Source organism: Microbacterium aureliae (genome assembly GCF_054780155.1).
Window position 1 is genome coordinate 88,848 of sequence record NZ_BAAGWW010000002.1, and the last position, 12,042, is coordinate 100,889.

Annotated in this window: 12 protein-coding genes; 8 read left to right on the top strand and 4 right to left on the bottom strand. The window is 72.3% G+C overall.

All coding sequences use genetic code 11. The annotated features are described in order from the left end of the window. Positions 1-63: 63 nt before the first annotated feature. Complete coding sequence (locus tag ACYVF4_RS06430) at positions 64-576, bottom strand: glycine cleavage system transcriptional repressor (protein ID WP_460720938.1); 513 nt, start codon at positions 574-576, stop codon at positions 64-66. Positions 577-611: 35 nt separating this feature from the next. After that, a complete protein-coding gene (locus ACYVF4_RS06435; RefSeq protein WP_460720940.1) occupies positions 612-1,769 on the bottom strand; it encodes a glycosyltransferase in 1,158 nt (385 codons plus the stop codon). Between the two features lie 90 nt (positions 1,770-1,859). Here ACYVF4_RS06435 and ACYVF4_RS06440 point away from each other — a divergent pair, with 90 nt between their 5' ends. From ACYVF4_RS06440 to ACYVF4_RS06465, 6 genes are all read left to right on the top strand, one after another. Continuing rightward, the gene (locus tag ACYVF4_RS06440) at positions 1,860-2,834 is read left to right on the top strand and encodes a hypothetical protein (protein ID WP_460720941.1); all 975 of its coding nucleotides are present in this window, start codon (positions 1,860-1,862) and stop codon (positions 2,832-2,834) included. Positions 2,835-2,888: 54 nt separating this feature from the next. Continuing rightward, entirely contained in the window at positions 2,889-3,152 is a 264-nt protein-coding gene (locus ACYVF4_RS06445) for a glutaredoxin family protein (RefSeq protein ID WP_460720943.1), read from the top strand. 103 nt (positions 3,153-3,255) lie between these two features. Next, positions 3,256-4,701 carry a hypothetical protein gene (locus ACYVF4_RS06450; RefSeq protein WP_460720945.1) on the top strand — a complete coding sequence of 482 codons (1,446 nt, stop codon included), beginning with the start codon at positions 3,256-3,258 and terminating at the stop codon, positions 4,699-4,701. Between the two features lie 29 nt (positions 4,702-4,730). Further along, positions 4,731-5,591 carry a tryptophan 2,3-dioxygenase gene (gene kynA, locus ACYVF4_RS06455; protein WP_460720947.1) on the top strand — a complete coding sequence of 287 codons (861 nt, stop codon included), beginning with the start codon at positions 4,731-4,733 and terminating at the stop codon, positions 5,589-5,591. Continuing rightward, a complete protein-coding gene (locus tag ACYVF4_RS06460) occupies positions 5,588-6,580 on the top strand; it encodes a hypothetical protein (protein ID WP_460720949.1) in 993 nt (330 codons plus the stop codon). Before kynA ends, ACYVF4_RS06460 begins: the two co-directional genes overlap by 4 nt. Then, positions 6,570-7,817, top strand: coding sequence for a kynureninase (locus tag ACYVF4_RS06465; protein WP_460720951.1), 1,248 nt, complete (start codon positions 6,570-6,572; stop codon positions 7,815-7,817). Before ACYVF4_RS06460 ends, ACYVF4_RS06465 begins: the two co-directional genes overlap by 11 nt. Here the strand turns inward: ACYVF4_RS06465 and ACYVF4_RS06470 are convergent. Together ACYVF4_RS06470 and ypfJ are read right to left on the bottom strand one after the other, a co-directional pair. Then, the gene (locus tag ACYVF4_RS06470; RefSeq protein WP_460720953.1) at positions 7,814-9,295 is read right to left on the bottom strand and encodes a DEAD/DEAH box helicase; all 1,482 of its coding nucleotides are present in this window, start codon (positions 9,293-9,295) and stop codon (positions 7,814-7,816) included. The genes ACYVF4_RS06465 and ACYVF4_RS06470 overlap by 4 nt on opposite strands. Positions 9,296-9,496: 201 nt before the next feature. Further along, positions 9,497-10,366, bottom strand: coding sequence for a KPN_02809 family neutral zinc metallopeptidase (gene ypfJ / locus ACYVF4_RS06475; protein WP_460720954.1), 870 nt, complete (start codon positions 10,364-10,366; stop codon positions 9,497-9,499). Between the two features lie 66 nt (positions 10,367-10,432). Between ypfJ and ACYVF4_RS06480 the strand changes: the two genes are divergently transcribed. Together ACYVF4_RS06480 and ACYVF4_RS06485 are read left to right on the top strand one after the other, a co-directional pair. Further along, on the top strand, positions 10,433-11,440 hold the full coding sequence (locus tag ACYVF4_RS06480) for a malate dehydrogenase (protein ID WP_460720956.1): 1,008 nt from the start codon (positions 10,433-10,435) through the stop codon (positions 11,438-11,440). Positions 11,441-11,501: 61 nt separating this feature from the next. Further along, on the top strand, positions 11,502-12,026 hold the full coding sequence (locus ACYVF4_RS06485) for a recombinase family protein (RefSeq protein ID WP_460720958.1): 525 nt from the start codon (positions 11,502-11,504) through the stop codon (positions 12,024-12,026). Positions 12,027-12,042 lie beyond the last annotated feature (16 nt).

Genomic DNA, 12,042 nt, shown 5'->3' on the forward strand with positions numbered 1-12,042 from the left:
CGCCGCAGCCCGACATTTCCTCCGCTCGACGACGGCCGAGGGAGGAACGACCCGCGCGCAGCCTCAGTCGGCGAGCGTGACGTCGACCTGGATCTCGGTCGCGAGGCGCTCGAGTTCCGCGGTCACGGTGGCCAGTTCACCGGATGCCGGGATCCGGGCCACGACGGTCGCCTCGAAGAGGCGTCCGCCGTACATCGCCGCGTCGCGGGTCTCGGTGGTCATCCGCTCGATGCTCAGGTCGTGTGCGCGCAGCACGGCGCTGATGTCGCGCACGATGCCGGGCCGGTCGTTGCCGAGGACCTGGAGTGTGAGGTGGCGGCCGGACGCGGCATCCGTCTCGCCCGCACCGGTGTGGACGGCGACGGTGAGCAGTCCGTCGAGTCCGGTCAGCGCGGCGCGCAGGTCGTCCGCGCGCTCGGCGGGGACCGAGACCTCGATGACGCCGGCGAAGGCGCCGGCGAGCTCGGCGAGGCGGCTGTTCTCCCAGTTGCCGCCGTGGGCGTCGACGATGTCGGCGACCGCGGCCACGAGGCCGGAGCGGTCGTCGCCGACGACGGTGAGGACGAGGGTGGTCACGCGGCCAGCGTAGCGGCCGGGCGCTCCGCGCGGGGCTAGAGCTCTCCGGGCGCCGTCGCCTGGCGGTCGAGCTCGTCGACGAAGCGGCGTGTGGCGCTCGGCTCGACGCCGGGCTTGCGCGGGGCGTAGACGACGAGGGAGTGGAACACGAAGCGCACGACGAAGGCGACCACGAGCGTGATGGCGGTGGCGAGCACCGCCGACAGGTGCCAGGTCTCGACCATGAACGCCATCACCGGGATGCGCACGAGCGCCTCGGCGTTGTTGAACGAGAAGGACTTCGCGAAGCGGACCCAGCCGGCCGATGCGAGCTCCCGCATGTCGTGGAACACGAAGCGCTCCATCAGCAGGAAGTTGCCGATGATGGTCGCCTCGGCGCCGATGACGGCAGCGACGATGTAGTCGACGCCGAACTGCGTCAGCGCCCACACGATCGTCAGGTTCGCGACGGCGCCCAGCGCGCCGATGACGGCGAACAGCGACATCTTGCCGAAGCGCAGCGCGGCCAGCTGCGCGATGAAGTGCAGCCCCTGCCGGAACGACGCCTTCGAGTCGCCGGCGTGCCGGTCGGCGAAGTCGAAGGGCACCTCGGCGATGCGCATGGTGCGCCGCGCGAGGATCTCGAGCAGGATCTTGAAGCCGCGGGGCTGCAGCGAGGCCTGGTCGACGTCCCGCCGGTCGATGAGGAAGAACCCCGTCATCGGATCCGAGACGTCCTTCAGCCGGACCGGGAACATCGCGCGCGTGATCGCCGTGGACGCCTTCGACACCCACACGCGGGTGCGATCGGCGAGCCCGCCGGACGTGCCTCCGCCGGCGTAGCGCGAGGCGATCACGACGTCGGCGTCCCCGCGCGCGTAGCGCTCCCAGAGCACGGCGATGGTCTCGGGCGGATGCTGCAGATCACCGTCGATGACCACGCACAGGTCCGCTGCCGCCGCGGCGAAACCGTCGAGCACCGCTCCTCCGAGACCGCCGGACGGCTGCTCGCGGTGGAGCAGGCGCACCGGCAGCGGGGCCCCTGCGGCGACCGCGCGCACCACGTCGGGGGTCGCGTCGGTGCTGTCGTCGACGAACAGGATCTCGGCATCCAGGCCGCCGTCGATCGCCGCGACGGTCTCACCCACGCGGCGGACGAGCTCCGCCACGTTCGGAGCCTCGTTGTAGGTCGGGACGATGATCGAGAGCTGCACCGCGACCATCGTCGCACGTGTCGCCGGCTGAGGGATGCGCTCACCGCCGCCACCTCCCTAGGCTGACCACCACCGGGCGGAAGGGCGGACGTGATCCGACAGCGCAGACTCGCCGTGCTGCTCGCGCTGGTCGTCATGCTGGCATTCGCTCTCCGCTTCATGCCGTACCTCGATCCCAGCGACTTGTCGGCCAGGCGGGAATACGACGACGGAGTGATGTTCTCGGCCGCGCTTTCGGTGCTCGCCGGCCGGCTGCCCTACGTCGACTTCGTGTACCTTCACCCTCCGGGATCATTCCTGTGGGTCCTGCCCACGGCGGCGCTGGGGCCCGTCGTCGGCGAGCCGAGCGCTTTCGCCGCCGCCCGCGTCGTGGCGATCCTCACGGGCGCGGCCAACACCGCCCTCATCGGGCTGCTCCTGCGCCGCTTCGGTGCGACCGCCGCGGTCGTGGGCGCGTTGCTCTATGCGTTGTGGCCGGCCGCGGTGACCACCGAGGGCGTGTTCCTGCTCGAACCCGTGCTGAGCCTGCTGCTGCTGACCGCGCTCTGGTGCATCGCTCGCCGCTCGCTCGGGCTGGTGTGGGTCGCCGGCGCCGCGCTGGGCCTGGCGCTCACCGTGAAGTATTGGGCGATCTTGGACTGTGCGGTGGTCGCCACGGTCGTGGGCGCACGGTTCGGGGCTGCGGGCCTGTGGCGGTTCGCTGCGGCGGCAGGGGGCGTGGCGGGCGGGCTCGCCATCCCCTTCTTCGTGCGCGCTCCCGAGCTGATGTGGCACCAGACCGTGCTCACGCAGCTGCGTCGCCCTTCCAACGGAGTGTCCCTCGATGAGCGGGTGAACGCCCTGTCACTGTTCGCGACCGTTCCGTGGCTCGACCGCCTTCTCCCGTGGACCGTCTGGGCAGCCGTCCTCACCGCCCTGATCATCCTTGCCGTCCTCCCCTTCGCGCGCGGGCTTGTCGCACGGCTCCCGCTCGACCGCCTGCCGGAAGAAGCATGGTTCACGAGCGTGTTCAAGGCAGCCGGCGTGTCCGGTGGAGTGACGCTGTGGAACCGGACCCCTGACTGAACTGCGCGGCGGACGCCCGGCGCCCACCCAGGAAACATGTCCGAGAATGGAGGAATGACTTCCGACGCGTCCTCCACGATCACGATGTTCGGCGCCGACTGGTGCCGCGACTGCGTCCGCACCAAGCGGCAGCTCGACGAGCTGGGTGTCGAGTACACGTACATCGACCTCGTCGCCGAGCCCGAGGCCGCCGACGTGGCGCGCGACATCTCGGGGCGCACCAACATCCCGGTCGTTGTGTACCCGGACTCGACCCACCACGTCGAGCCGTCCAACGCCGACGTGCACCAGAAGCTGACCGAGCTCTCGCTCATCTGAATCCCGCCCCTTGCGGCCGCTGACCGCGTCGCTATGCTGACCCCATGAAACCGGGGGGTTCCGCAGGTTCGACGTACGGTCGGGCCACACGGCGACCGCACGTGTGATCGCGCAGGTCGGCACCGCGCTCCTGCTCGCGATCGCCGTGGTCGGAGCGGGATCGGCGCTGTCCGCGTGGACATCACGGCGGCTCACCCTGCCGCTGGCCACGCGGATCGCCCTCATTCCGACGTGGGGGCTCGTCTTCGTCGGCTCGGTCACTCTCGTCGTCGGCCATCTCTGGCTGCTCGGGCCCTGGCTCCCGTTCGGGTTGGCGGGCATCGGCGTCGCCCTCTTCTCGCTGGGGGCGCGAGGACATGTCCACCTGATCGCGGACGGGCTGCGCGGGACGTGGCGGCACATCCGCCGGCATCCGATCGCGCTCGGCGCGACGTCGGCAGCGGTCGCCCTCGGCCTCGTGGCCACGGCAGTCGCCCCATTCCGCACGGACGAGCTCGAATACCACTGGCCGGCGCCGCTCGCGTGGGCAGAGGCGGGCGGGTGGAACGACAGCCCCTTCCGTCATGCCGACGGTTACGCCTTCATGGAAGTCGCCTACACCGCGGCGGCCACCCACGAGTCCTACCTCGCCGCGCACCTCCTGCACTACCTCGCCTTCCTCGCGCTCGGATTCGCGGTCGCGGGCGCAGCCTCGAGCCTCGGCGTCCGAGGCATCGGCGTCACCGCGGCAGCCGCTCTCGCGATGCCGGTGGTGTGGGACTCCTCCTACGTCGCCTACAACGACGTCCCCGTCGCGACGATGACGATCACCGGCGCCGCTGTCGTCCTCGCGTCCCCGGGTCGTCCGCGCGCCGCGTGGATCGCCGGCGCGCTCGCCGCCGTCGCCGTCTCGATCAAGCTCACCGGGATCGCCGGGGCGGGCCTCATCGGAGTCATGATCCTCACCCGCTACCTGCTGGACCGTCGCACGGTTCAGCCTCCGCCACGACTTCGGACCGTGCTCCTCGGCTGGCTCGCGCTTGCCGTTCCCTGCCTGTTGGCGGTGAGCTTCTGGCTGGTCCGGTGCCTGCTGATCACCGGCGATATCCCCGACACCTTGATACGGGGCGAGCCGAGCGCTGATGCCCTCTCACGTCTGCCCTCCGGCCTCCAGCAGGCGCTGGCTCCGCTGCTTCCCTTCGTCGGCAGCGTCGTCGGCTCGGCCGAACCATGGGGCGGGCGGCTCGGCCCCGTCCTGCTCCTGCTCATCCCCGGCATCGTCTACGCCGTGTGGCGCAAAGGCGAGGTGCTCCGACGATTCGCACTGGCCATGATCCCGGCATGGGCGCACTGGATCGTCCTCGGGCTGCGCGGTGTGCGCACGAGATTCCACATGGCCGCCTGGGCACTCATGGTCGTCGGCCTGCGCGTGGCCGTGGAAGATGCTCAGCGTCGGAGTCCGCGCTCGCGGTTGGTGCTCGAGATCGTGTGGACGGTATGCATCCTCGCCGGTTTGCTGGACGTCTCCCTCGAGATGGTCCGACGCATCGCGACACTGGGCACCCTGTAGAGCCGCACCCGAGTGGCTAGGCTCGGGGGGTGGACGAGGGCGTCGAGGGCAACACGCGACGGATCGAGGGGTCGGTCGTCACCGACTTCCGCGATCGTCTGAGCTACGGCGGCTACCTGGACCTGCCGACCCTGCTGTCCGCGCAGCGTCCGCTCAGCGAGCCGGAGCACCACGACGAGCTGCTGTTCATCATCCAGCACCAGACCACGGAGCTGTGGCTGAAGCTGGTGCTGCACGAGCTCACCGCCGCCGCGGATCTGCTGCGGGCTGACCAGCTGGCCCCGGCGCTGAAGTGCATCGCGCGCGTCAAGCACATCCAGAAGACCCTCACCGAGCAGTGGTCGGTGCTGGCGACGCTGACCCCGGCGGAGTACGCGCAGTTCCGCGGGGTCCTGGGCAATTCCAGCGGCTTCCAGTCCGCGCAGTACCGCGCGGTGGAGTTCCGCCTCGGCAACAAGAACGCGGGCATGCTGCGCGTGTTCGACGCGGATGCCGACGCCCAGGCCCTCCTGCGCGACGCCCTCGAGGCGCCCAGTCTGTACGACGAGTTCCTGCGCCTGCTGGCGCGCGCCGGCTACGACGTGCCGGCATCCGTCCTCGAACGGGACGTCACGAAGGCGTGGACGCTCGAGCCGGCGCTCGTCCCGGTCTTCGCGGCGATCTACGCCGATCCCGGTGAGCACTGGGCGGCGTACGAGACGTGCGAAGAGCTGGTGGACCTCGAGGACAACTTCCAGCTGTGGCGGTTCCGCCACCTCAAGACGGTGGAGCGGATCATCGGGGGCAAGCCCGGCACGGGCGGCTCGAGCGGCGCACCGTTCCTGCGGCGAGCGCTCGAGCTGACCTTCTTCCCGGAGCTGTACGCGGTGAGGACGGAGATCGGACGATGATCGACCTGCTCGGACCCGGCGCGCGGCACGCCCGGCGCGCTCTGACCGGCCAGCACGGGGTGTCGCTGCCGCCGTTCGTCGACCACCACGTGCACCTGCACCTCATCGACGAGCACGCGCTGGCCGCGAACGGGGTGGCCGCGGTGCTCGACCTCGGCGGCGACCCCGCCGCGCTCGCGCGCCGCCCCCGCGGCGGCATGCCGCACACCGCGCACGCCGGCGCCTTCCTGACCTCGCCCGGCGGCTACCCGGCCGGCCGGGAGTGGGCGCCCGCCGCGATCGTCCGCGAGGTGAGCTCGCCGTCCTCGCACCCCGGCGTCGCCGGCGGTGCCGCGACCGCGGTCGACGAGCAGGCCGGCTGTGCGGCATCCGTCATCAAGGTCGTCCTGCACGCCGGTCCTCCCGACGCCTTCGGCCGGGACACCCTCGACGCCGTCGTGGCCGCCGCGCGGGCGCGCGGACTGCCCGTCGTCGCCCACGTCGAGGGCGAGGGGATGACGCGGCTGGCCCTGGATGCCGGAGTCGACGCGCTGGCGCACGCCCCGTTCGGCGAGTGGCTGCACGGCGCCGACATCGCCCGCGCCGTGGCCTCGGGGCAGCGCTGGATCTCGACACTGGCCGTCCACGACGGCGTGGACCGCGAGCGCGCCGCCATCAATCTCGCGACCTTCGCCCGCGCGGGCGGCCGCGTGCTCTACGGCACGGATCTGGGCAACGGCGATCGCCCGGCCGGGGTGGATGCCGCCGAGCTGGCGGCGCTGGATGCCGCCGGCGTGCGCGGCGCCGACCTCGTCGCGTCGCTGACGCAGCCCTGGCTCGCGGCGCTCGACGTGCACGGCGTCGCCACGTTCGTCCCGGGCGCCCCGCCCGTCACGCTCGACGACGTGCCCGCATGGCTGGCCGGGGCGACCGTCGTCCCCGTCGAGGAGCTCGTCCACGACGAGCACCCGCAGGACCGCCCGCGCGAGGAGCACCACGATGCCCGCTGAGCAGGACTGGGACGAGCGGGCGCGCGCCCTCGACGCCGCCGACCCGCTGGCGGCCTATCGCGACGAGTTCGTCGGCGCCGAGACCTCGCTCGTCTACTTCGACGGCAACTCGCTCGGGCGCCCGCCGCGGGCGACCCTGGAGCGCCTGCACCGCTTCGTCGAGACGGAGTGGGGCGGCCGGCTCATCCGGGGCTGGGACGAATCGTGGATGCAGCTGCCCTTCGACATCGGCGATGAGATCGGCCGCGTGGCGATCGGGGCGGCTCCCGGGCAGACCGTGATCGGGGACTCCACGACCGTCCTGCTCTACAAGCTGCTGCGTGCCGCCGTGGACGCGCAGCGATCCGCGGATCCCGCGCGCATCGAGATCGTCATCGACACCGACAACTTCCCCACCGACCGGTACCTGGTCGACGGGATCGCCGCCGAGCGGGGTGCGCGCGTGCGCTGGATCGAGGTCGACCGCGCAGCGGGCGTCACCGCCGATCAGCTGGCCGCCGCGGTGGGCCCGGCCACGGCCGTCGTGCTGCTCAGCCACGTCGCCTATCGCTCGGGGCACCTGGCGGACGCCGCACGACTGACGCGGATCTGCCGGGACGCCGGCGCGCTCGCCCTGTGGGACCTGTGCCACAGCGCGGGGTCGGTGCCCACCGAGCTGGACGAATGGGGCGTGGACCTCGCCGTCGGCTGCACGTACAAGTACCTCAACGGCGGGCCGGGGTCGCCCGCGTTCGCGTACGTCGCGGCCCGGCATCAGTCGCGCCTCGCCCAGCCGATCCAGGGGTGGATGGGAGCGGCGGACGTCTTCGCGATGGGGCCGCACTACACCCCGGCCGACGGCATGCGGCGGTTCCTGTCGGGGACGCCGCCCATCGTCGGGATGCTGGCGATGCAGGACACCCTCGACATGATCGCCCGCGCGGGCATCGGGGCCATCCGCGAGAAGTCGGTCGCGCTCACCGAGTTCGCCATCGAGGCCGGCGAGCACCTGCTCTCCGGCCACGATGTGGCGCTCGCGTCGCCCCGCGACCCGCGCGAGCGCGGCGGTCACATCACCTTGTCGCACCGGGCGATGCGCGAGGTGACCGCGCGGCTGTGGGCCGCCGACGTCATCCCCGACTACCGCGATCCCGGCGGCCTGCGGCTCGGGCTGTCGCCGCTGTCGACCTCGTTCGCCGAGACGCTCGCCGGGCTCCGTGCGGTCGCGGCTGCGCTGGACGCCGAGGCCGGCGCTTAGCGGCCGCCGCGGCGGTTGCCGCCGTTGGCGCGGACGACCGAGCCGACCATGAGCTTCGGAGCGCCGCCGCGTCCCTGACCACCCTGGCCGCCCTGTCCGCCCCGGCGGCGCTGGCCGCCCTGGCCGCCGGCAGCGCCGTGGGTGCGAGCCGGCTGCTCGCCGCCGCGCTGGGAGTTCTCGCCGCCGCGCTGGGGGGTGTTGCTGCGGCCGCGGCCGGACTCGCGCTCGGCACGGGCAGAGCGCTTGCGCTGGGCGTTCGCGCCCTGGCTCGTGCCGGTCGCGACGGGCGCGACCTTTGGCGCGGGCGCGACGTACGCGGCGACCTCGCCGACCAGGTCGGCGACGGGAGCCGACGCGGCATCGACGGGGACCGGCTTGGCGGTGATGGCGGCCTTGCGGAGCAGCTGCTGCACGTCGCGGCGCTGCTCGGGCAGGACGAGGGTCACGACGGAGCCTTCCGCGCCGGCGCGCGCAGTGCGGCCCGAGCGGTGCAGGTACGCCTTGTGCTCCATCGGCGGGTCGACGTGCACGACCAGCTCGACGTCGTCGACGTGGACGCCGCGCGCGGCGACGTCCGTCGCGACGAGGACCTTGGCCTCGCCGGACGAGAACGCCGCGAGGTTTCGGTCGCGGGCGTTCTGCGAGAGGTTGCCGTGCAGGTCCACCGACGGGATGCCGCGGGCGGTCAGCTGCTGGGCGAGCTTCTTGGCCTGGTGCTTGGTGCGCAGGAACAGGATGCGGCGCCCGGTGCCCGAGGCGAGCGTCTGCACGACGTCCTTCTTGGCGTCGGGGTCGGCGACCTCGAACACGTGGTGCGTCATCGCCGCGACAGGTGAGGTGGCCTCGTCGACCGAGTGCAGCACCTCGTTGACGAGGAAGCGGCGGACCAGCTTGTCGACGCCGTTGTCCAGCGTCGCGCTGAAGAGCAGGCGCTGGCCGCCGGCCGGGGTCGCCGAGAGGATGCGGGTGACGCCGGGGAGGAAGCCGAGGTCGGCCATGTGGTCGGCCTCGTCGATGACGGTCGTCTGGATCTGATCGAGCTTGACGAAGCCCTGCTTCATCAGGTCCTCGAGGCGGCCGGGGCACGCCACGATGATGTCGACGCCGTCGTTGAGCGCCTGCACCTGCCGCTGCTGGCTCACACCGCCGAAGATCACGGTGGTCGTCAGCCCCGCCGCGCGGGCCAGCGGCTCGAGGGTGGCGTTGATCTGGGTCGCCAGCTCGCGCGTCGGCGAGAGCACGAGACCGCGCGCGGCGCGGCGGCGGCGGTCGGAGCGCTCGATGCGGGCCGCGAGCGGAATCGCGAAGGCCAGGGTCTTGCCCGACCCCGTCTTGCCCCGGCCGAGCACGTCGCGGCCGGCGAGGGTGTCGGGAAGGGTGTCCACCTGGATGGGGAAGGGAGAGGTCTTGCCGTCCGCGGCCAGCGCGTCGGCGATGTGCGGGGGCACGCCGAGCGCGCCGAAGGTGATGTCAGTCATGCGTGGGTGTTCTCCGGGCAGGATGCTGCCCTGGTCGGTGCCGCGTCGGATCTCGTCCGCGGGTCGCCGTACGAAAGATGTCAGCCGGCATGGTCCCGGGGACCGCGGCGAGGGAAGCGTTCTACGACGCAAGAAGCGCGATGATGCGCTGCAAGATCTCCCCACTGTACCAGCGCGGTCCCGGCGTCCCGCCGGGAGGTCTCACAGGCTGTCGCCGGCCACCGAGAACGTGTCGCACGTCGAGACGCCGCCCTCGTAGCCCGTCTCGAACCAACGCTGACGCTGCTCGCTCGAGCCGTGCGTCCACGATTCGGGGTTCACCTGACCGCCGGACTGCTCCTGGATGTGGTCGTCCCCGACGGTCTCGGCGGCATTGAGGGCATCCGAGATCTGCTGTCGGGTGGGCGCCTTGAGGAATGGCGTTCCGCTGGCGTCCTCCTGCTCGGTCATCTGCCCCACCCAGGCGCCGGCGAAGCAGTCGGCCTGCAGCTCGATGCGCACGCCGTTGCTGTCGGGACCGGTGCCGTTGTTGGGGTGCTCGTCCATGACGCCGGTGATGTACTGGATGTGGTGACCCCACTCGTGGGCGAGCACGTACAGCTGAGCGAGCTCGCCGCCGCTGGCGTCGAAGCGCTCCCGCAGCAGGCTGAAGAAGGTCGGGTCGATGTAGACCGTCTGCTCCGGCGGGCAGTAGAAGGGCCCGGTCGCGTTGGACGCCGTGCCGCACTGCGTCGACGTCTGGCCGTCCACGATGATGAATCCCGGCTCGCGGTATCCCTCGACGGTCTCGCCCCAGAACTGGTCGAGCGCGAGCGACCCGGCCGCCAGGCGGCAGTCGTCGTTGGCGTTCGCGTCGGCTCCCGTCTCGCACCCCTGGATGGTGCTCTCGGGCGCCGGCGCCCCGCCCCCGCCCATGCCACCCAGCAGGCCCGTCAGATCTGTGCCGGTGAATAGGCTGATGAGCAGGACGGCGATGGCTCCGATGCCCACGCCGCCCCCGGCGATCGCCGCGCCGCGGCCGCGCCGGCGGGCGCGGGTGCCCGAGACGTTGGCGTTGTCGTTGAACGTCATGAGCGTCACCGTACTCCCGCGCCTGATTTCACGCGGGTGCTTGACACGCGGGCATAGGCTCGGCCCATGAACGAGGCACCCGTCACCGTGACCCTCACCGGCGCCGGCGGTCAGATCGGCTACGCGCTGCTCTTTCGCATCGCCGCCGGCGATCTGCTGCCGGGCCGCCGCGTCTCGCTGAGGCTGCTCGAGATCCCCGCGGGGCTTCGTGCGGCCGAGGGCGCCGCCCTCGAGCTGCAGGACTGCGCGTTCTCACTGCTGGCCGACGTCGAGGTCACCGACGACGCCGCGCGCGCCTTCGACGGATGCGACATCGCCCTGCTCGTCGGTGCGCGGCCGCGCGGTCCCGGCATGGAGCGCGGCGACCTGCTCGCGGCCAACGCCGGCATCTTCGGCCCCCAGGGCGCGGCGATCGCCGAGAACGCCGCCGACGACGTGCGGGTGGTCGCCGTGGGCAACCCCGCCAACACCAACGCGCTCATCGCCGCGGCCTCGGCCCGCGGCATCCCCGCCGACCGCTTCACGGCGCTCACGCGACTGGACCACAACCGCGCAGTCGGCCAGCTGGCCGCGATGCTGGACGCCCCGCCGGACAGCATCGAGGGCGTGATCATCTGGGGCAACCACTCGGCCACGCAGTTCCCCGACGTCTCGCACGCGACGGTCGACGGGATGCCGGTGGTGCGGGCGCTCGCCGAACGACTCGGCGGCAGCGAACCGGCGCTGCGCTGGCTCGACGAGGTCTTCGTGCCACGCGTCGCCCGTCGTGGCGCCGAGATCATCGATGTGCGGGGGTCGTCCTCGGTCGCCTCGGCCGCGAACGCGGTGCTGGACCACGTGCGCGACGACATCCTGGGGACCGGGGAGCGCCGCACGTCCGCCGCGATCGTCTCGCACGGCGAGTACGGCGTGCCCGAAGGCCTGGTGTGCTCCTTTCCCGTCACCTCGGACGGCTCGGGCTACCGCGTGGTGGAGGGCCTGCACGTCGACGACCGCGCCCGCGTGCGGATCGACGCCTCGGTGGCCGAACTCGTCGCCGAGCGGGACGCGGTCCGGGCCCTCGGCATCCTCTGACCCGCTCGCGTCACGCCCGCGCGCCTTCGTGGGTGAGAATGGGACGAGCGAAGGGGCGGGCATGACCGAGACGATCAAGACGACGGATGCCGGAACCGGCCTGCCCGCGTCCGCCCCGCTCCCGGATGCCGCGGCCTCGCACACCCACGCCGCCGCTCCGGGCCTGGACACCGCGCCGCTGCACCTGCCGCACCCCGCGGCGGAGTGCCCGCGCTGCTTCACCGAGCTGCAGCAGGACCGCCACTGGTGGCGCGCCCGCCCCTCGGGGTCGCGGCTGGTGGGACTCGTGGTCTCGCGCGACGACATGCCCTCGGTGGTCGCCCAGCGCGACGCGCTGACTCGCTTCGGCGTGCCGATCGAGGGCTTCCGGCATCCGGCGCCCGAGACTCTGGAGTCGTGGGAGGAGCGGCTGGTGCGGCTGTTCGGCACCCTCACCCGCGGCGACGTGCTCGTGGTCGCCAATGTCCACGCCCTCGGGCGGGACATCGAAGAGGAGACCCGCACGGTCGCCGAGCTGCACCGTCGCGGCGTGGTGGTGAAGGTGCTCAGTCACGGCAGCCGTCACCTGGCCGACCCCGGACGCTAGGCGTCCGCGCGGGTCG

What these genes read in the sequence shown, in the direction of transcription:
- ypfJ (WP_460720954.1), bottom strand. Translation starts at nt 10,366, where the DNA reads ATGACGTTCAACGACAACGCCAACGTCTCGGGCACCCGCGCCCGCCGG.
- ACYVF4_RS06480 (WP_460720956.1), top strand. Translation starts at nt 10,433, where the DNA reads ATGAACGAGGCACCCGTCACCGTGACCCTCACCGGCGCCGGCGGTCAG.
- ACYVF4_RS06470 (WP_460720953.1), bottom strand. Translation starts at nt 9,295, where the DNA reads ATGACTGACATCACCTTCGGCGCGCTCGGCGTGCCCCCGCACATCGCC.
- ACYVF4_RS06445 (WP_460720943.1), top strand. Translation starts at nt 2,889, where the DNA reads ATGACTTCCGACGCGTCCTCCACGATCACGATGTTCGGCGCCGACTGG.
- ACYVF4_RS06460 (WP_460720949.1), top strand. Translation starts at nt 5,588, where the DNA reads ATGATCGACCTGCTCGGACCCGGCGCGCGGCACGCCCGGCGCGCTCTG.
- ACYVF4_RS06485 (WP_460720958.1), top strand. Translation starts at nt 11,502, where the DNA reads ATGACCGAGACGATCAAGACGACGGATGCCGGAACCGGCCTGCCCGCG.
- ACYVF4_RS06465 (WP_460720951.1), top strand. Translation starts at nt 6,570, where the DNA reads ATGCCCGCTGAGCAGGACTGGGACGAGCGGGCGCGCGCCCTCGACGCC.